This is a genomic window from Micromonospora sp. BL1 (genome assembly GCF_003667485.1).
Lineage (GTDB): Bacteria > Actinomycetota > Actinomycetes > Mycobacteriales > Micromonosporaceae > Micromonospora > Micromonospora tulbaghiae.
Genome location: NZ_RCVK01000229.1, coordinates 66240 through 87129, shown reverse-complemented (window position 1 = coordinate 87129; position 20890 = coordinate 66240). Strand labels below are relative to the sequence as shown.

General features: G+C 66.6%; 10 protein-coding genes. 6 read left to right on the top strand and 4 right to left on the bottom strand.

Annotated elements, in window-relative coordinates:
- Nucleotides 1-30: 30 nt before the first annotated feature.
- A complete protein-coding gene (locus EAD96_RS14395) occupies nt 31-1011 on the top strand; it encodes a DUF2804 domain-containing protein (protein WP_121684619.1) in 981 nt (326 codons plus the stop codon).
- Here the strand turns inward: EAD96_RS14395 and EAD96_RS14390 are convergent.
- The 3 genes from EAD96_RS14390 to EAD96_RS14380 form a co-directional block, all read right to left on the bottom strand.
- Complete coding sequence (locus tag EAD96_RS14390) at nt 996-2753, bottom strand: glycoside hydrolase family 2 protein (RefSeq protein WP_121684618.1); 1758 nt, start codon at nt 2751-2753, stop codon at nt 996-998. The two genes, EAD96_RS14395 and EAD96_RS14390, sit on opposite strands and share 16 nt — an antisense overlap.
- On the bottom strand, nt 2750-4078 hold the full coding sequence (locus tag EAD96_RS14385; protein WP_121684617.1) for an MFS transporter: 1329 nt from the start codon (nt 4076-4078) through the stop codon (nt 2750-2752). Before EAD96_RS14385 ends, EAD96_RS14390 begins: the two co-directional genes overlap by 4 nt.
- Before the next feature lie 453 nt (nt 4079-4531).
- Complete coding sequence (locus EAD96_RS14380; RefSeq protein ID WP_121684616.1) at nt 4532-5827, bottom strand: DUF3883 domain-containing protein; 1296 nt, start codon at nt 5825-5827, stop codon at nt 4532-4534.
- A gap of 439 nt (nt 5828-6266) precedes the next feature.
- On the opposite strand from EAD96_RS14380, the gene EAD96_RS14375 reads away from it, so the two are divergent.
- Both EAD96_RS14375 and EAD96_RS14370 read left to right on the top strand, forming a co-directional pair.
- Nucleotides 6267-7181: a hypothetical protein gene (locus EAD96_RS14375; protein WP_121684615.1), complete on the top strand. Its 915-nt coding sequence runs from the start codon at nt 6267-6269 to the stop codon at nt 7179-7181.
- A 98-nt stretch (nt 7182-7279) separates the two neighbouring features.
- Nucleotides 7280-8785, top strand: a complete 1506-nt coding sequence (locus EAD96_RS14370) for a PIN-like domain-containing protein (RefSeq protein ID WP_147457879.1) — start codon at nt 7280-7282, stop codon at nt 8783-8785.
- A gap of 242 nt (nt 8786-9027) precedes the next feature.
- Here EAD96_RS14370 and pglX (EAD96_RS14365) read toward each other — a convergent pair whose 3' ends face one another.
- Nucleotides 9028-12312 carry a BREX-2 system adenine-specific DNA-methyltransferase PglX gene (gene pglX / locus EAD96_RS14365; protein WP_121684613.1) on the bottom strand — a complete coding sequence of 1095 codons (3285 nt, stop codon included), beginning with the start codon at nt 12310-12312 and terminating at the stop codon, nt 9028-9030.
- A 168-nt stretch (nt 12313-12480) separates the two neighbouring features.
- Here pglX (EAD96_RS14365) and EAD96_RS14360 point away from each other — a divergent pair, with 168 nt between their 5' ends.
- From EAD96_RS14360 to pglX (EAD96_RS14350), 3 genes are all read left to right on the top strand, one after another.
- Nucleotides 12481-12684, top strand: a complete 204-nt coding sequence (locus tag EAD96_RS14360; protein ID WP_121684612.1) for a hypothetical protein — start codon at nt 12481-12483, stop codon at nt 12682-12684.
- A 421-nt stretch (nt 12685-13105) separates the two neighbouring features.
- Nucleotides 13106-17320, top strand: a complete 4215-nt coding sequence (gene pglW, locus EAD96_RS14355; RefSeq protein WP_121684611.1) for a BREX system serine/threonine kinase PglW — start codon at nt 13106-13108, stop codon at nt 17318-17320.
- A gap of 2 nt (nt 17321-17322) precedes the next feature.
- The gene (pglX, locus tag EAD96_RS14350) at nt 17323-20883 is read left to right on the top strand and encodes a BREX-2 system adenine-specific DNA-methyltransferase PglX (RefSeq protein WP_121684610.1); all 3561 of its coding nucleotides are present in this window, start codon (nt 17323-17325) and stop codon (nt 20881-20883) included.
- The last annotated feature ends 7 nt before the right edge of the window (nt 20884-20890 follow it).

Genomic DNA, 20890 nt, shown 5'->3' with positions numbered 1-20890 from the left:
ACCGTCGCGGGCGGTCGCTACGCTCCCCCGATGACGCACGAGAAGGAGATCGTCGAGCCGGTCGACCTGTGCATGCCGGACGGGCGGCTCAACCCCGCCGCGGTCGGCTGGACCCGCCGGCCGCTGCACCGGGCGAACCTGCGCGGCTGGGGAAGAGCCAAGCGCTGGGAGTACTGGGGAATCGTGACGCCGACCCACATCGTCGGCCTCGTCGCGTCGTCGCTGGACTACGCCGGGGTGCACGGCGTCTACGTGCTCGACCGCGCCACGAAGGTCGAGACCGGCAAGGACGTCGTGGTCCCGTTCGCCCGTGGCGTCATCATGCCGCCGGTCAGCGGCGCGGGCACCGTGTGCGCACGCGGGGACGGCCTGTCGATCGACATCGGCCAGACCGCCGAGGGCAGTACGATCCGTGCCACCGCACCGGGCATCGAGATCGACCTCGTGGTGCCGCTCTCGCCCGGCCACGAGTCGCTCGGCGTCGTGGTCCCGTGGAGCACGCGACGGTTCCAGTACACGGTCAAGGACGTCGGCCGCCCGGTGCGCGGCTCGCTGCGGGTGAACGGCACGACGCACACCGTGGCCGAGGACGACTCGTTCGCCGTGCTCGACCACGGCCGGGGCAAGTGGCCGTACGCGATCACGTGGAACTGGGCGGCGGGCAGCGGACCGGACGTGTCGATCCAGCTCGGCGGCAAGTGGACCGACGGCACCGGCTCGACCGAGAACGCGCTGTTCACCGGCGGCCGGCTGCACAAGCTCGGCGCCGAACTGCGCTGGAGCTACGACCGCAGCGACTGGCTGCGGCCGTGGCGGATCAGCGGTGATCGGGTCGCTGTGGAGTTCCACCCGTTCCACGAAAAGGTCTCCCGCACCAACCTCGGCGTCGTGGCCAGCGAGACCCACCAGTGCTTCGGGCACTTCTCCGGCTGGGCCCAGGCGGACGACGGCGAGCGGGTGGCTCTGGACGGCCTGGTCGGCTGGGCGGAGGAAGCTCAGAACCGCTGGTGACGCAGCTGGGCGTTGACCTGCCTCACCACGTCCTCGGGAAGCTTGACCACGCGCCGGTCGTAGGTGAGCAGACCGTTGAGTTCGTCCTCCACGTCGGACAGCTGGGTGTAGACGGTCGCGCTCAGACCGGCCCGGATCGCGGGCACGATCTGCTCGGTGTGCAGCCGCGTGAACGCCTCCGCCAGTTCCTCGGCGCTGCGGCACCGCCGGTAGCCGAAATCCTTGCGGCTGAACGCGTGCCCGTCGACGCGCAGGTTGTAGCCGCCGTACTCCGACAGCACCAGCACCCGGCGGTCACCGCGTCGCCGCGGCACGCGGAACCGGCGGAAGTAGACGTGCAGGCTGCGCAGGTCGCCCCCGCGCTGGTCATGCCAGCCGCTGGCGTGATCGACAGTACGGGTGGGGTCGAGTTCGGCGACGTCGCGGGCGATCCGGGCCGCGTCGAACTGCCCCCAGCCCTCGTTGAAGGGCACCCACACGGCGAGGCTCACCACGTTGCGCAGATGCTCGACGGTGTCGCGCAGCTCGGCCCGGAACCGGTCCCGTCCGCCTGCGTCGGCACGGCCGAACCAGCGCCGCCACCGGCCCCGGTCGGGCAGCCGCAGCGGCGTCACCGCGGGCGCGGTGACGACCAGCGGGTGGTAACCGCTGCCGCCGTTGACCATGTCCTGCCAGACCAGCATCCCCAGCCGGTCGCAGTGGTGATACCAGCGCAGCGGCTCGATCTTGATGTGCTTGCGCAGCATGGTGAACCCGAGCCGCTTCATCGTGGCGATGTCGGCGATCATCGCCTCGTCGGAGGGCGCCGTGTACATGCCGTCCGACCAGTAGCCCTGGTCGAGGATCCCGGCGTGGAAGTACGGCCGGCCGTTGAGCAGCAGGCGGGGCACGCCGTCGGGGTCCGGTCCGACGCCGAACGAGCGCATGCCGAAGTAGCTGCGGACCCGGTCCGCGCCCAGTTCGGCGGTCACGTCGTAGAGGAACGGATCCTCGGGGCTCCACTGCCGTACCTCGGGGATCGGGATGCGCACCGCCACGCCGACCGGCGCGGTGGCCTCGGCCACCGCGATCCCGTCGGCCAGGATCCGGATGCCGGCGTCGCCGGCATCCGCCGTCGCGTGCGCCGTCACCTCGACGCACCCCTCGTCGAGGAGCGGCGTCAGGGTGAGGTGCCGCAGGTGTACGGCGGGCACGCTCTCGGCCCACACCGTCTGCCAGATCCCGGACTGGGCGGTGTACCAGATGCCGCCGCGGCGCAGCCGCTGCTTGCCCCGGGAGTGGTGGCCGGTGTCGCTGTCGTCCTGGACCGCCACGACCAGGACGTTGGCGTCCTCGCGGAGCGCGTCGGTGAGGTCGCAGGTGAACGGCAGATACCCGCCGGTGTGGCCGCCGACCGGGACGTCGTTCAGGTAGACCTGGCAGGTCTGGTCGACCGCGCCGAAGTGCAGCAGCAGCCGAGAGCCGGCAGCGTGGAAGCCCGCCGGCAGGGTCAGCGGACGGCGGTACCAGAGCGTCTCGCCCGGCTGGAGCTGCCGCCCGACGCCGGAGAGCGCGGACTCCGGGGAGAACGGAACGATGATCTCCCCGTCGTAGCGTTCCGGCTCGGCGGGGGAACCGGTGATCGCGTACTCCCACCGGCCGTTGAGGTTCAGACAGCTGTCCCGGGCGAACTGCGGGCGGGGATACTCGGGCAGGACACGCTCCGCGTCGAGCGTGGCACCCCATGGGGTCAGCAGCGTCATGCCCGGGCCTCCCGCTCCCGCCGCCGCAGCGCCACGGCCGGCACCGCGATGAGGACCAGCACTGCGAGCGCCATGAGGAAGATGCCCGGCGTCGGAACCTGCTTCACCACGCCGAGATCCTCGTAGACCTCGCCGGCGCCGTTGATCACGGCGGCGCCGAGGTAGGGGCCGATGAGCATCGGGACGAGGATGGCGAAGACCATCCGCAGCCCTTGCACATGGCCGGCCCGGTCCGGTGGCGAGTGGTCGCGCACGATGGCGCCGATCGGGGCGAGGACCAGCATGAAGCCCGACATCATCACGATCCCGGCGGCGATCACGGGAACCATGCCGCGGGCGAAGAACATCAGGGCCAGGCCGGTGCCGTAGACCACTACCGCCGGCAGCAGGAAGCGCACCTTGCCGACGCGGTCGATGAGCCGCCCGCCGACCACGCTCACCGCCGACGCCGTGACGAGGACGACGGCCAGGACGATCGCGTACCCCTCGATCCGCAGGTACCGCTGGAGGTAGATGATCAGATACGGCAGGAACACCTGCGTGGAGATCCCCCAGATCGACCAGGCCGCCAGGGCGAGATAGAGCCCCGGGTTGGCCCGGACGGCGGCCGGGCGCAGACCGTGGACGACGGCGCGCAGGTACCCGCCCTCGTGCCGCACGACTGACGGGCTGTCCTCGACCAGGAACCAGGCCAGCACCCCGGCCACCGCCATGATCGCGCCGACGATCACGAAGAACAGCTGCCAGTTCCCGGCGCGGGCCAGCCCGTCGAACCCGCCGAAGATCACCAGCATCGAGACCAGCGGCATGATGGCGAGCACCGACTCGACCCGGCCACGGTTGGCCGGCTCGGTCACATCGGTGACCCACGCCTGGAACGCCGCGTCGTTGGCCCCGGAGCCGAGGAAGGACATCAGGCAGTCCAGCGTGACGACCGCGATCGCCGTGACCAGCACGACGTTCGCCACGGGCGCGATGTCCTCCACGAAACCCACTGTGAGGAAGCCGAAGGCGGCGGTGGAGACGCCCCACAGCAGGTAGCCACCGGCGATGAACGACCGGCGCCGCCCGGTCCGGTCGGAGAGGGCGCCGAGCAGCAGGGTGGCGACAGTGGCGGTCACGGCGCTGGCGGCGACCATCGTGGCGATCACGTTGGGGTCGTCGGTGATCGTGTCGTACACGAACAGGTTCAGGTAGATGTTCTCGATGGTCCAGGCCATCTGCCCGACGAGGCCGAGGACGATCAGGGCGGTCCAGACCCGGGGGCGCAGGCCGGCCGGACCGGCCGAGGTGGCCGGGGTGAGCACGCTCCGGGTGGTGGACACGACGGCCTCCTTCGACGGATCAGAATATGATCTATTCCGTCCGGCCGTCGATGGGTCCGGGGTCGGCCGTGCTGCCGCGTCCGAGCAGGCATGACGAAAAAGCCCTGGTACGGGTGACCGAACCAGGGCCTTGATCGTCTGTGCGCCGCCAGGGACTCGAACCCCGAACCCGCGGATTAAGAGTTGGATCATCGTAGACTCAATTCGTCCAACTGAGTCGCATACGCCCATCTATTCCCAGTCAGGCCGCGACTTCACCGAGACGGTGTACCGCTCAGTCCCACCGGATGCTTGGTCGTCCAATTCCGCCTGAGCACCCATGGAGCACCCACATGGCCTGTCGTGAGCACCGGACCGGGCTCGATTCCAGCACCACCATGACGTTCTGTCGGCCGCGGGCCCAAGCAAGCCGAGCAACCCCGGCCGGGGTCAGTCCCGTCCGACCCGTCCGTCTTAGTACTGTCGGTCGTTTTCCGATGGCATGAAGTCGTAGTCACGGGGCGAGAGCGCACCGCCGTCCGGGTTCCAGGTGAAGATCCGGAAAATCCCGCTTGCCGGGTCCACTTCACCGTCTGCCGTGAAGACGACATCGGACAGGATGCCGAGCACGCAGTCACCGACGTGCTCCCGTGCCCACTGCACCTCGTTGCGCGAGACGATCACAGTCGCGCCCTTGGTCTCGGTGCCCTTGGCCTCAAGCCATAACGTCTGATCGTTCTTGGTGGCCATAGCGTCGTAAGGATTGCCGAACCGGACGTCTTGCACGATCCAGCCACGGTCCCGGAAGTGCGCCATTAGCCGGTCCTGGGCGGCGTCTTCGACTTTTCGGCGCCGCGTGGGATCCAATTGCCAGCCCTGTCGAGGCGAACCGCGCCTGGGTAGCGGAGCGGGATGACCGAGATGCGCCGCCCAGAGCTCTTCGAGCTTCGCGGCGACGTACGGCGACAGGACCCATCCGCTGCCTTGCGGCCGCCACGCGCCGGCTTCGGGAATGTGGTTGACCAGGAGCGCGTGCGGCAGCCCGTCCTCCGGCAGCAGGAGCGTGTCCCAGTCGATCAGTACGTAGTTGGCGTGCTGGCCCGCGCGTTCGTCGTCCCACTGCTCATCAGGGAAGATTCGGCTCGCGGCGGTGCCGCTGCCGATGATGCCCCGTGGTTCTGGTCCCTGTCGCAGGAAGAAGATGCGGTCACCTGGCTCGATGCCGCCCTTGCGGCTTCCAGTGGACCATCGGTCCCGCAGGAGTCGGCCCGACTCGACGGCTTCAACGTCTCGGGGGTAGACGGTCTCCGCCCAGTGGTCCGGGTTCCACCGCTCGGGGTTCCACGTCACCACCATGGTGGCCCGCTCCCGTTCATCGATGCCCGCCCGGTCGGCCGCGGAGAGCACGTCCAGCCTGGCAGTATCGAAGTAGCTAACCGGATTGCGGTGTCGAGGCGCCGGCGCGCCCTTCAGCGCGTCGTGCACGGGGTCGCCAGGGCGCAGCACGCGCCCGACCAGCGCCCACTTCGTCACGCCGTCAACATCGTGGCGGGTGCGGCTGTCAATCTCAGCGACGACCTGGACACGACCATCGAACGACAGGGTGGCGATTCGCTCGCCGTCGACCCGGCTGCCGAGGGTCCAGAGGCCGCGGTTGACCTCCCACAGTTCGTCGTCGGTCGCGGTCGCCTCCCACCCCACCCAGGTGCGCCCGAGCGGGTCACCGGACGGCACGTCACGCGCCTCGGTCAGCACAAAGTTCACGGCCATCCGCGCATCTTGCCGGGGTGATCCTCCGGATGCCAGGGCCGGACGGATATCTGCAATCAGCGCAAGTGCGGTAGCAAGCGTCCGGAGCGGTGGGCTGCCGTCAGCGTCGCCTGAGAGCTTGGCCTGGCGTGTTCGCCACCCGACCCGTGTCCTGCTGGGCAGGGCATCGACACGGTCGCCAAGTGGTGCTTGTGCATAGCGCGGGTCCGTCGTACGGTGCAGAAGCCGGGACGTCGGTCGATCCGTCTCCCTTGCTGCCGCCTCCTCTCGCGGAGCCCACCTCGCGGCCTGAGTGCCGAGGGCTACAGAACCGCTCGCGGCCCCACTCACCTGACTGGTGAAGGCGTTCTCCGATCTGATGTCTCGCGCGTTTCAGGCTCGCTGGGTCCGCTGCCGCGTCCGCGGTCAGCGTCACTTGCGCCGTGAGAGGACTACCACCATGGGCCTCCGATTCCGTGTCCTTAGGCAGGATCCGGTCGATGCCTGGTTCGCGGAGACCTTTCCGCAACAAGATCTTCTGCGCGCCGAGATCGCGGCCGAACTTGGCCGCTGTCCGGTCCTGCTGACAGACCCGCCGAACAAGTCGTACTTCGGCCACGTCGTCGAACTCGCCATCGGCTTGGCCCTGTGCGATCAGAGCCCGTACCCACGTCTGTTCCACTGCCTCGGCCCCGGCATCGCGACGCGGTTGCTCACCATGGCCGGCTATCAACCGACCGTTGCCGGTGCCGGTGCCGGTGCCGGTGCCGCAGGCTACGACGCCAGGCGCCGTAGCGACCCCGTGGTGCACCCGGCGCACCTCTTCACCGCCGCCAGCCGGCTCGCCCACGTCCGTATCCTGCTCAACAAGTTCGACCGCCACGACTGCGATGCTGTGCCTAACACCCGTTACGTCCTCGAGCAGTACCCGCACCTCCTCCACGGACTCCCCAGGGAGACGTACCAGACCAGGCGTGCCTTCCGTGCGGTGTGGTCGAGCTACTGCGGCGGCTTTCACGGCGCTCTCCGCTCATACGGACCGGCGACCACGCAGCTGTCCCTGCTCAACGGACACCGCCACGCCGATTTCCTCCTCGGCACCACCGTGCTGGAACTGAAAAGCGGCCGCCTCGACGAAGACCGCTACCTCGACGAACTGATCCGCCAGATCCTGACGTACGCACTTCTCGCCCATCACGACGGGCACCACGTCACCCACGTCGCCGTCTACGCGACTCGATACCAGCGGCTGCTGCGATACCGCCTCGATGAGCTGACCAACCAGCTCGCCGGCAACCCCATCGACCTCACCGCAGCCGGAGCCGAACTAACCGCCCTCATCAGGAACCAGCCCCGCCGAAGGTCGGCCGCCTGACCGCAAGAGCGGACCAGGAGACCGGCAATCGGCGGCTCGGCCCATAGGACCGCGCCATGGGATCGACAACAATGAGGGCGGTCTTGGGGAGGTCATCGATGGCTGGGCTGTTCGACGGGTTCGAAGGCTATCGCGTGGTAAGTGAGGCCGAGTCACGCCAGGCGTTGACCACCGCACTAGTCGCGGTAGACGCGAACGTGCTTCTCAACCTCTACCGCTACAACGCTCGGACGACGGCGGACCTGTTGACGATCTTCGAGAAGCTCGGTGACCGTCTCGTCGTGCCGTATCAGGCTATGCGCGAGTTCCACCGCAATCGGCTCCGCGCCATCGGCAATCCCGAGCAGGCGACCGGCGAAGCCCGCGCCGCCCTGGAGAAAAGCCGGGCAGCGGCAGTACGGGCCCTCGAGACCTGGTCCAAGCAGTTGGCCATCGACGACGCCGAACTGCAGCGATTGCACGTTGACATCGATGGTGTGTTCCAACGCCTACGGGATGCGATCGACCAAGCCACACCCGACCGCGTTCACCCCTCCACACCGGCCGATGCGGACCCGGTACTGAGCAGACTCTCCGAACTCTTGGCCGGCAGGGTCCTCCGACGCCCTGGGGACAAGGTCTGGGACGCCCTGATCGCCGAGGGCAATCAGCGCGTCGACGACCTCATACCTCCCGGCTATCTGGACGCAGAGAAGGGCGACCAGTATCCGGAGGGCGCGGCTGGTGACTTCCTCGTCTACCAACAGGCATGCCACGAGGCGAAAACGCGGGACATGGACCTCATCATCGTCACGAACGACGAGAAGGAGGACTGGTGGTGGCGCCGCGGGCCAGACATGATCGGCCCGCGACAGGAGATGACGAAGGAGTTCTTCGACAGCACGGGGCGCCGTCTGTTCCTGATGCGGGCCAGCGACCTGCTGAACCGATCCCAGGCTCTCGATGTCGAGGTGAATCCCGAGTCCGCCAGAGACGCCGACGTCAACCGCGCAGACATCCACGAGCCTGGCAAGTGGACGGCTGAAGCGGTGGACATGCTGCTCCAGCAGCTACGCGGCGAAGGACGACGCGACCTCGCCGACGTGATCACTGCCGCCGCGTCTGCCGGCGGCACCATCAGTCGCGAGGACATCTACACCCTCTGCGACTACCGCGAGGATCGCATGCTGCGCGGTATCACCCGACCAACCGCCCGGATCACCGGCGACCTGCAGGCCGCTAGGGTCCTACCGCCCTCCGTCACACCGATGATGAAGCCGGTTTACATCGACGCTGGCGCCTTGAGTGCCATCCGAATCCCGTCGGAGGTCGTGGATATCCTCAACCCGAACACAACACCCAGCACAGGGCTGGACGCAGAGGCGAGCGGCAAGTATCAACCCCTCGCTGACTATCTGGCGGCGCTGGATACCGAGACGACGTCAATGACCTTCGGTGAGATCGAAGACATTCTCGGCGACACGCTTGCACCCTCTGCCCGCAAGCACCTCCCCTACTGGTACTCCCCACAGAACTCACTGGGCAAAGCGATAGCAGCGGCAGGCTTCAAAGCTCGCGGCGTACGGACGGAGACCGAAACGGTCGAGTTCGTCCGGCGCTCTTAAACCAGTCGACCCGAGACGGCCCGAAAGCCGCGACGGAACCCCCGCGACGGCCTTGCCACGTCGAGCAACGCGGGCGGCGAGAGTCGCTATCGCCGACTGTGGCTCCGCGAAGTCCAGCCGGCGTTGACAAGTACTACGGCCCGCTACGAGGCTGTCAACACCGGCCAGCTTCCAATGGAGCCGGAACACATCGGAATACGATCGGCAACTTGCTACGAGGTGGCTCAGGGCTAATACATCACTCAGCTGTGCTTGCGGGGCCGCCCACGCTTCGATTTCAGGGGACGCCAACCGCGTAGATCCTCCTCGGTGACAACCCACCGGACCATCAAGCCGTCCAGCAGCGTGCGGTGGCTCCGGTACTGCTGGTCGCTACACCATTGCTTCACCCACGGCAGCAACTCGAGCAGACCGGCGAGCAGCGGAACAGCGTCATCGCGAGTCGGCGCGGCTGACGCGAGGTCGGACAACACCATTGCCCGGTCCTCGACGGGCCAGCCGGCCCACCCCACCATGGCGTCCTTGATGGCGCCTCCCGAGCGCGCATAGGACACGAACCTTTCGCCAGGCACGTCGTACTTGCCGCGGTGTCGCCAATAGCTCACCTTTAGGAAGTCGGCGCTGCTGTATTTCGGCGGTAGCGAGACCGGCACGGTAAGAACTTGATCCTCTTCCCGTTGCAGCCGCCACGTCTCCTCCCACTCAGCGCGCTTCGCGATGCCTGAATCTCGATAACGTAGGGCGGAGAGATAGGGAACGACCTCGTCTGCGAAGAGACCCCTCACGACGTCGACCAGCGGTTGGCCCGGTGCGTACAGCTCAGCGGCCTCGATGACCGCCGGGTCCTCGCCCAGCAGCTCGGCGAGCTTCGTAATCGGTAGCGGTCGCGCCCGCCGTGCGCCGTCTGCGTCGTCGTACCAGAACTCGGCCGTCTCGCACCTGTCGAGCAACCAGGTTCGCAGGGCATAGGCCGCCATAACGTCCCAGCCCGGGGAGGCCCACCGTCGTTTGAACTCCGGCCTTTCCAGAGTCCGCAACCGCCTGTCCTGCTGTATCGCATCGATGCGCCGCTTGACCACCTCACGGTAGGACGCCGGCCAGTGCGCGGGCAGATCGGTGGTCGGAAGGCCGCCGTGCCGCATAAACCAAGCAGTGTCCAGCTCGCCGACGACCAACTGTCGGGCCATGGCGATCTCGAAGGCTCGCTCGCCGAAGCTCAGTGGCGGAACGGCGGATGCAGCGGCCAGCAGGCCCTCGTCCTCGGCTACGCCGTACCGGAGATAGACCTCCCAGTCCAGCTCCTCCTGCAGGGCCACCATACGGGCGCGGATAGCTTCCCAACGGGAGCGAGCCGTGGAGAAGCCTTCGAGGCTCGGGGACTGACGGCTGAGGACCGCCGCCGGACCGGCCTCAGATAGTTCCCGGGCGAGCCGGTCCAACTCATCGGCGTACGTGGAGTGCAGCTTCTCGGGCAACGGGAGGTCACGCAGCCGGGTGGCGGCGATCTCGTAGAAGGCCTCCCATTGTTCGCCGGTGCCGGTCTGGTCGAGGCCTGACTTGCCCTTGCTGTTGCTGCCCTGCTTCAACCAAAAGCAGACCGAAGAACTGTTGAGCCATGCTGTCAGGTCGGTTCGGCGCTGCGCCGGCGCGTCTGAGGGGAGCTCGATGATCGGCGCGGATTGCAGTGGCACCTCATCCCTGCGCAGGGAGGCGAAGTGATTGTGGGTGGCGATCCAGGAATACGTGATCAGCCGGTCGTTCATGCCCCTCCGGCCGACGAACTGATGCCAGCCGTACCAGGGTCTTCCGCTGTTTTCGGGAGACCCCTCAAACCCGGATGAGCGGTTCTGTAGCACCAGCCTGTACGGCCATAGCCGTCGTAGATGCGCGGGATGCTGCTCGATCGGAATGATGTTGCCCGATGAATCGTATGGACAGAAGGCGTAGTGGTCGGCCCGGGCGTTCCAGTCCCGGACCTCGGAGCCGGAGATCACGCCGACGAGGACGTCATCAGCAGGAATTCCCAGCGTCGCGAAGGTGTGACGTGGCGCGGTGAAGATGTCGTCCGATCCCGTGTTGGCGAAGTATCCAATTCGCACCACATAGTCGTTCAGCCGACGTGCCGCACCGGCGATCTGCGCAAGGACCTCGTCCGCCTCGGTTGTCGCAATCCTCAGCGGAAACGAGCGGAGTTGTTCTTGGCTGACGTAGCGAGACGCCGACCACGTGTCGGCGTGACCAGGATGCGCCGTCTGTCGCAGCAACGATTGCCAGACCGGCGCCTGAGCGGGATCGGACGGTACGGCCGGCTCGCCACGCAGACCGGTCACGGTGAGCACCGGCGCCGCGTCACGAGGCGGCTCATTGCGTCCGATCAGTATGACGGTGGGCGTGCCGTGGCCTGGAATGAACGCGCCCGAAGTGTCGATGACGTGCGTGAGCGCGACCCGGTACCCGAAGAACTCCTCGACGAGTCGTCGACCGAACTCGCGCTTCATGAACGAGTTGGACGTCAGCTGACCGACACGTCCACCGGGCCGCGCCAACTGGAAAAGCCTCTGCGAGAAGGGAATCGTGAGGGCGTACCTGCCGACGCAGGCGTCGTACCGGGCGCGGTAGACCTCGTCGAGGGTCCTGTCCCGGACGGTGGTGTAGGGCGGATTGCCCACCACCACGTCGTAGTCGCCGCCGAAGGGGTCCTCGACCAGCGAATCGGCGACGGCTACCGAGAACCGCCAGTCGAACCGGGCAACCTCGCTGAGCCTCGTGGCGCCACACGCGCGCACCGCAGCCATGAGCAGGCGGAAGCGGGTGATAGCCACGGCGAAGGGGTTGAGATCCACTCCGTGCACGGAGCGCAGCGCATGACCGACCAGATCCTCGACAGCAACCGTGGGAGCGGCCCGCCGCCAGGCGGAAAACAGCCGCGTGAATGCCTCCAGGACAAAATGCCCCGACCCGCAGACCGGATCCATCAGGCGGAGGGCCTCATGCCCATGCTCCTGGATGGCAGGTTCAAGCGTGAGGTCCAAGATGAACTCGGTGATGAAGGCAGGCGTCTGCAGCAGGGCGTACTGCTTGCTGGCGCTCTCATCGATGACCTGGTAGAGGTCGCCGAGGAAGCGGGTGTTCAGGTCCGCGGCGGCGAGGTCGTGTGCCTTGCCTCCGGCCACGTCGGTGCGGTTCCACAAGGCGACCAGGTGGCTGGCCATCTGTTCCGAGATCGGCAGGTCGAAGAGCGCGTTCTGGCCGCGCTCGAACAGCCCGGTTCCCGGATCGACCGCAGCGAAGGCCTCGAACCGGGAGAGGAGCCAAGGCAGCTGCTGGCCCGGCACCGCAGGTGGCGACGGTTCATCGATCAGGCGGTTGTCCTCTGCGAACCGCACGAAGAGGGCACCCAGGACCCAGCCGACCGCTGCTTGGCCGAACCGTACGTCCGAGGCTTCGTCGGTCCGGGAGGTGCGAAGGTCTTCTTCCACAAGCCGTACGAGCCGGCGCAGATGGGTGGATAGCTCCACGGTCGACACGCTGAGACTCGCCTCCTGAATTTTTGACCCGTGTTAGAACACCCGCTACTCTACCCCTACAGCTTCCCCACTCCGCCGCACGCCGCTCGCCATCGACAGGCACGGACGTGCACCGGTGCCCGACAAGCATCCGGGAACAGCCGGAGGCCACGAAAGGACGGATCGGCAATGACTCCTCCGACGCGCCCCCTCTGGCTCGCGGTGATCATCATCTTCGGCCTCATGGTGGGCGCGGCCGCCGGGCTGCTGACAGGGATGAGCTCGAAAGATCCGGTCGCCGGGATCTTCACCGGAGCCGCCAGCTTCACCGGCACCGTGCTCCTCCTGCTCGCGATAGCGGCGTTCCTCACCTCGTCGCCGAGCCGGCCCTGAGACTCTGGATGCCTAGCCGATGAGCCGCACACGAGCGCCGCTGGGTCCTGGCCCAGCGGCGCTCGTTGGTAGGCCTCAGTTGGGTGACCGAAATACTCGCTCAGGCTGCCTACCCTTTTGATCACCGTCATGAATACGCGGTAACTCGTACTCGCTCGGCCGACGCGACGGCGATCTTGATCAGGCATCTGGACGACGATGACGGGGTTTCCTGCCCCGGCTGGCCTACCTCGGCGTGACCAACACCCTCGCTTCGCTAGCGGGGAACATGCTGTGCACCGACACCTACTCCAGCCGGTCTCCAGGCCGAGGGCGACACCCTGCTGAGCGGAGACAGTGTCCTCCGCTACCACGGGATATGCTCCTGCGGCCCGGGGGCGGTAGGTTCGGGGACGGCCAAGCGCGGCGCGGAGGGTGAACAGTGGCAGAGACTGGGCAAGACCGGTGGATCGAGGTCTCGCCCTCACAGTTCCCGCACGAGGCTGAAGGGCTGGCGCTGGTCCGCGCGATCATGCCCGACGAGACGCCGTTTCGGGCCTGGTCGAACTTCGAGTTCCGCGACTCGCGGGGTCGATGGCACGAGGTAGACCTGCTCCTGCTCGGCCGTAGGCAACTGCACCTCATCGAGCTGAAGTACTACTCCGGCACCCTTCGCGGCGATGACCAGCGCTGGGCTCGCGATGGCCGGAGGCCGGAGGATTCCCCGCTCAAGCTGGCGAGGCGCAAGGCGCAGTTTTTCGCGAGCAAGCTGAAGGACGAGCTGCGCTTATGGGCGCAGGAGCAGAACGTCCAGATTCCCGACGAGCGAGACGTCATCCCGTTCGTGCAGGAGGCAGTCTTCCTGCACCATCCCGATCTGCGTTGCGCTCTTGGCCCGTCCAGCGCGATCAACCTCTACGGCCTGGATGGCCGTAGGACCGAGAGCAACCTCACCGAGATTTCTGAACTGGTGCTCGAACCCGCGGGGCGGCGGGCGATCGGACCGAACCAGGAACACATCCTGGTCAAGCTGCTCGAACGCATCGGCCTCGTGCAACGCCGGGAGCGTGAGGCAGGGTCCTGGGTCATCGAGGACCAGGCCATCGACTCGGACGAGGGCTGGCAGGACTGGCTCGCCTACCACCGGGTGGTCCAGCAGGACCGTGCCCGGATCCGGTTCCGGGTCCTGCCACCCACGGCGGGTCAGCAAGAGCGGGCGTCGGCCCGACGGATCGCGGAGCACGAGTTCCGGATCATGTCGCGGCTGCAGCACGACGGGCTGCTGCGCCCGCGCGACCTGGTCGAGTCGGAGCTCGGCATCGGGCTGGTCTACCCCTACGACCAGCAATGGCAGCGCCTTGACCTATGGCTAGCCGGCCAGGATCAGGGTGTGCCACTGGCGACGCAGTTGTCGATGATCCGCCAGATCGGCGAGGCACTGCAGTACGCCCACAACAACCGGGTCGTGCACCGCGGGCTGATCCCACCGGCGGTCTGGGTGCGTCCGGTTCCCGGCACCCAGAACGACGTCAAGGTGCGGGTCGGTGACTGGCAGGGCGCCGGCAGCGTCCAGGGCGCCGCGGCCACCCATTCTTCGGTCCGCGGCGTGACCTCCCTGGTCGACGCCGCCCTCGCCGACCACGGATCAGGAACGGCCGAGGTGTTCAGCGCTCCGGAAGGGGTATGGAGCGCAGACGCCGACCGTATCCGGCTCGATGTGTTCGGGTTGGGCACCCTCGCCTTCTACCTGATCACCGGGAGACCGCCGGCGCCCAACCGAAGCGCTCTCAGGCAGCGCCTGCGCGACCAGCACGGCCTCGACCTGGCGATCGAGCTGCCTCAGGTCCCGTCGACCCTGCGATCACTCGTCCTCAAAGCAACAGACCCGGCTCCCAGTCGGCGGACAGCCGACGTCGCAGCGTTCCTGTCACAGCTCGCCGCAGCCGAGCGCGACGCCGCGACGAGTGAGGAGACCGATCCGCTCGAGGCGGCACCCGGCGCGGTCCTCGACGGAAGGTTCCGGCTAGTTCGGCGCCTCGGGCAGGGCTCGACCGCGGTGGGTCTACTCGTGCAGGATCTGCACGTCGAGGGCAACGGCGAGTGTGTCCTCAAAGTGGCTCTCGACGACACCGCCGCGACCCGTCTCGACGATGAGGCGGAGGCGCTGCGGCGCCTCGACGTCCCGCGGATCGTGAAAGTTCTCGAAGGACCGATCGTCGTCGGCGGCCGGCGAGCCCTCCTGCTCGAAAGTGCCGGGCCGGAGACTCTCACCACCGCGCTGCGGACGCGCAGCCGCCTGTCATTTGACCTGCTGGAGCGGTACGGGACGGACCTGCTGGACTGCCTCGTCGCGCTGGACAAGGCCGGGATCGACCACCGGGACATCAAGCCGTCCAACCTGGGCGTGCGGGAAAGCCGCGGTGACCGCACCAAGCATCTGATTCTTTTTGACTTCTCCCTGACCCGCGCTGCAGCCTCCGCTACGCAGGCCGGCACCCCGCCGTACCTCGACCCGTTCCTCATCGGCACGCGGGACCGGTACGACTCGGCAGCGGAACGATATGCCGCCGCGGTGGTTCTCTTCGAGATGGCGACCGGCAGCACGCCGGTCTACGGGGACGGCGAGGGCGACCCGGGAAGCATTCCGGATGAGGCGACCATCAGGCCGGAGATGTTCGACGCCACGCTCGCCGGTGACTTGATCGACTTCTTCCGTAAGGCGCTGGCCCGCGATGCCGGCGCCCGGCATCACACCGCCGAGGCAATGCGGGCCGCATGGCTGAGGATCTTCGCGAAGGACGCCACGACCGAGCCCGACGAGTCCTACGACGAGCTGGCAGCTCGGGCGACCCTGACCACGCCGCTGCGCGACTCCGGGCTGACCGCCCGCGCCCTGTCTGCGCTGGAACCCTATGCCGTCCAGACGGTCGGCGAGCTGCTGACCGTCGACCCGGTACAGCTGTCCCGCCTTCAGGGCGTCAAGAACGCGACCCGCCTGCAGCTCACCTCGCGCATCAAGGAATGGCGCGCCCGGCTCGGCTCCGAGATCCGCGCGGCGGAACGAAGCGGTCCGGAGCTCACTCCCACGGCAGCTGCAGATCTTCTGCTGAGCGTTGTCGCCACGCCGCGCTCACCGTCACGCGGTGGAGTCGTCCGCCTGATCCTGGGGATCGACACGACGCTCGACGCCTTCGCGACGCACGCTCAGCTCGGGGCCAACCTCGACGAACCGGTCCAGCAGTCGCGGATCACGACGCTGCTCGGAACCCTGCAAGAGCGGTGGGCCGGGGATCACGACGCCCGAGCGCTTCTCGACCGGTTGGCCGAGGCGGTCTCGGCCCGTCTCACCGAACTCGGCTCGGTCGCGACGGTCGCCGAGTTGACCCGTACGGTGACAGAAGCGCTCGCGCCTGAGGCCCATCCCGATGAGCGACTGGCTCGTGGTCTGCTGCGTTTCGCGCTGGAACGCCGCAAGGCGATGAACAAGGCCGACGGCTCGCAGCCACCCGTCTGGGTACGCCGGCGTGCGGGAGTGGTCACGTTGCTGGCCGAGGACCAGGCGCTGTGCGATGTCGCCGAGTCGCTCGCCTCGGAGGCGGACCGTCTCGTCAACGCGGCCAGCGACGCCGCGAACGCTGTCATCCCCGCGCAACGCGCGCAGGCCCGCCTCGAAGCGGCTGTCCCGGCCGAGAGCGGATGGCCGGCGGCCCTCGCCGACCCGCTGCGCCGGGTGACTCTGGCCGCCGCCGCATCGACCCACGCGGCTGCCTCAGGTGCCGGAGATCTGCACCATCGCGGCTTCACCGCGGCCGCGGCCCTGGCCCAGACGTTCGCGGACTTCGGCGGGCAGCAGCTCACCCCGGACGAGATCCGCGAACGCGTACGGGTTCGGTTCCCCGCCGCGCCGGAGCTGCCGCGGCGGCCGACGCTCGACAGCCTGATCACGGAGGCTGGTCTCGGCCTGATCTTCGACGACCGGCTTCGGGTCTACCGGGCCCTGGACACCGGTGCCGCGACAACCGGGCTGGATTCCCGGTCAGCGACAAGTCTCGCGGTGACCACCTCCCCAGTGGGTGCCACGGGTGCGTTGGGCGCCCGGTTGGAGACCTCGATCGGCAGCCGGTCGTTCCTCGCGCTCGGCACCCGCGCCGATCGCCTGGGCCGTCTGATCGACGCCGTCCAGGCGCGGTACGGGGCGACGACGGTGGACCTGACCGGCGCGTTGCTTGACGCGCTGCGTGCGGTGTCCGCGGCCGCCAACATGCCTTGGGATCTGGTGCGCGCCGCCGACGCCGAACGGGAGTCGAGCCGTCCCCGTCGCGGTCTGGAGGAGCTGATCCGCCGATCCTGGCCCGAAGTCGAGGCCACCGTCGAGCGGGCGTTGTCCGCGGGACGTGACGACTCGCCCGTGCTGCTCACGGACGCGTCGCCGCTCGCCCGCTACGGCAACATGGCGCTGCTCACCCGCTGGACCGACCTAGCCGCTCCGCGCCGCCGTGCAGTCTGGCTGCTCGTGCCGCAGCTCAACGGCAACCACGGTCCTGTGATTGACGGCCGGCCGGTTCCGCTGGCCGCACCCAACCAGTTCGTCAACCTCGACAACGAGTGGATCGACAGCACGGCTGCCCTGAGCGCAGCCGCCGAGAAGGAGCAGTAGCAATGGCGGTCTCAACGGGGTTGACGGCAGCGCTCAAGAAGGTCGTCCTCGATCTGGAGGACGACCTTCGCGACCGCGTCGCCTCGCAGCCGGAAGTGCTCCAGGCGTGGGAAGCCGAATGGCGTGACGCGGTCAGCCGCGAACGGACGGCTATGTCGTGGCAGGAATGGCGCGACGACCGGGTGACGCAGGCCGCGGTCGCGTGGGTACTGACCACGGTTTTCGTACGGTTCTGCGAGGACAACCGCCTACTCAAGCCGGTCTGGATCGCCGGCCCAGCCGACCGCCGGCAGGAGGCGCTGGACGCGGAGCTTGCCTACTTTCGCGCCCATCCGGAAGACACCGATCGGGAGTGGCTGCTCCAGGCGATTGAATACCTGCGGAGTACGAAGGCAACGCGGGATCTAGTCGAGTCGCACTCGCCGCTCTGGACGGTCTCTCCGTCGGGTAAAGCCGCCAAGCGCCTTGTTGCGTTCTGGCGCGAACGCACTGCCGACGGTGACCTCATTTGGGATCTCGCTGATCAGGATCTGTCGACCCGGTTTCTCGGGGACCTTTACCAAGACCTATCTGATTACGCCAAAAGTACCTTCGCCCTCCTTCAGACGCCGGAGTTTGTCGAGGAGTTTATCCTCGATCAAACGATGGAGCCGTCACTCGCTGAGCGGCCACTCGAAGGCTTCAACCTCATCGACCCCACGTGTGGATCGGGCCACTTCCTCCTTGGCGCCTTCGCACGGCTCAACGATCGCTGGGCGGCCTATGCGCCGGGATTGGAAGTACAGGCACGGGTGCAGAGGGCTCTCGACGCCATCCATGGCGTAGACCTCAACCCCTTCGCCGTCGCCATTGCACGCTTCCGTCTTATCGTTGCGGCGCTCGAGACGGCAAGCCTCACCTCCTTGGAAAACGCGCCTTCCTTTGAACTCAACCTTGCCGCCGGCGACTCGCTGCTGCATGGACGCCCGCAGTTGGCGTTGGACTTGCCCGGCATGGAGGACTATGACTCAGGACTCAGCGGTTTCGCCTACGCAACGGAAAACCTCGCGGCCCTGCGGTCAATCCTGGAACCAGGCAAGTATGACGTCGTGGTTGGCAATCCGCCGTACAAGACGGTGAAGGATGGGAAGCTCAACGCCGCCTACCGCGAGCTTTACCCGACTTGCAAGGGCGCGTATGCACTGACAGTCCCGTTCATGGAGCGCTTCTTCCAACTGGCTAAACCGGCTATAGGTGGCCGACCCGCAGGCTGGGTTGGTCAGATCACGTCCAACTCCTTCATGAAGCGTGAGTTTGGGTCTCGACTAATCGAGAATTTTCTAGCTAAGCAAGACTTGAGACTCATCGTCGATTCATCAGGCGCCTACATCCCGGGACACGGAACCCCCACGGTAATCCTCGTGGGGCGTCCACAGTCCCCCATTGCAGATACAGTAAAAGCAGCCCTCGGCGTTCAAGGCGAGCCTGGACAGCCAGCCGACCCAGCCCAAGGCGTGGTCTGGAAATCCATTGTCGACAACATCGATCAAGAGGAGTACGACGACGATGGCTACATAACTGTAACTAAGCTACCACGGAAAGCGCTGTTGACCCATCCGTGGAGTCTTGCAGGAGGCGGAGCGGACAAACTTCTTGCTGCGATCGATCTGCCTGAGAGCCGACGGCTGCAAGCTGTGTTGGCTGATATCGGTAGCAGCGTAGTTACCAGAGCCGATGATATGTATCTCCTTGGACGTGAAGCTTTGCTGCGTGCGGGTGTATCGGTCAACCATGTCATGCCATTGGTGGATGGTGACGACGTACGCGACTGGACCTTTCTCCCAGGTGTAGCCGCCTTGTGGCCGTACAGTCTAGATACTCTAGACGCCGAAACTGAGCCAGCTATTCAACGGTTGCTTTGGGTTTCTCGCACGGAATTGTCTAGCCGCGTGGCCTACGGCAAGACGCAACTGGAGCGGGGGCTCAACTGGTATGAATACTCGATGTTCTTCCGGGACAGGTTTGCTGGAGAGCTGGCGATATCCTGGTCGGGCCTCGCGACACACAATCATTTTGTCTTGGGCCGGGGCGGTCGCCTTTACAACCGTTGGGCCCCGGTGATCAAGTTACCGAAGGGGGCGACGGAGGAGGATCATCTTAGACTGCTCGTAGTGCTGAACTCCTCAACGGCTTGCTTTTGGCTTAAGCAAAACAGCCACAATAAGGGCAGCACTGTCGATACGCAGGGTGCCCGGCAAACACTCTCCCCGTGGGAGAACTTCTACGAGTTTACAGGTACTACTCTCAGAGATTTTCCACTCCCACACAATATCCCGGTTCACCCGGGCCGCGCACTCGACGAAGCCGCGCGCGAGATTTCAAGCCGTTTCGAATCAGCGTTTGCGGTTGGCGCAGAAACCCCCTCAGAGGAAATCCTCAACAGACTCGAAACAGACATTTCAAGACTGCGCGCTTCAATGATTCTTGCACAAGAGGAACTTGACTGGGAAGTCTACTATTCATACGGGTTGGTGGATCGCAGTCTCACCTTCCCGATTGATGGCATCCCCGGCATCCAATTGGGTGAGCGAGCGTTCGAGATTGCCTTAGCGCGAAGGACGGCTTCCAGCAACGAGTCGCCTGCCTGGTTCGCGCGCCATAGGTCTACACCCGTTACAAACGTTCCATCACATTGGCCGCAAGGGTATCGGGACATCGTGCAGCGGCGGCTTGAGCTGATTGAGTCGAACAAGTTCATCAACCTACTCGAGCGCCCCGAGTACAAGCGCCGATGGGCCACTGATCCGTGGGAGAAGCGGATCGAGAAGGCGTTGCGGACATGGCTGCTCGACCGCCTGGAAGCGCGCTCATATTGGTTCGATGCCCAGGGACGGCCAGCCGCTCGGTCGGTCGCTCAACTTGCCGATACTGTGACCCGCGACGCTGACCTCGTCTCGGTCCTGCAGCTCTGGGACGGCCGCAAGGATCGGTCGGTCACCCAGCAACTCGCCACGCTGCTGGACACGGAGAGCGTACCCTTCCTGGCCGCGTACCGGCTGAAGGATTCGGGACTTCGCAAGCGTGAAGCTTGGGAGCACACCTGGGATCTGCAACGCCGTGAAGACAAGGGCGAGAAAGTCGGCGAGATTCCGGTGCCGCCGAAGTACACGACAGCGGACTTCCGGAAGCAGTCGTGGTGGCAACACCGGGGCAAGCTTGACGTGCCCAAGGAGCGTTTCATCCTCTACTCGGACGCCGGCCGCGAGACCGACTCCACCCAGTTGCTCGGCTGGGCCGGCTGGGACCACGCTCAGCAGGCCCTCGCCCTGAACGCGGTCATCGCCGAGCGGGAGGCCGAAGGCTGGGCTGACGATAAGCTTGTCCCCCTGGTCGCCGGCCTCGCAGAGCTCCAGCCCTGGGTGCGGCAGTGGCACGACGAAACTGACCCCACCTACCAGCTCAACCTGGCCGACTACCTGGAGGAGCAACTGCGCGGTCGCGCTCACCAGGTGGGCATGACGGTCGAGCAGCTTGGTGCCTGGAGGCCGCCGGCCGCCAGCCGAGGACGCCGACCGAGGTCGTGACAGCCAT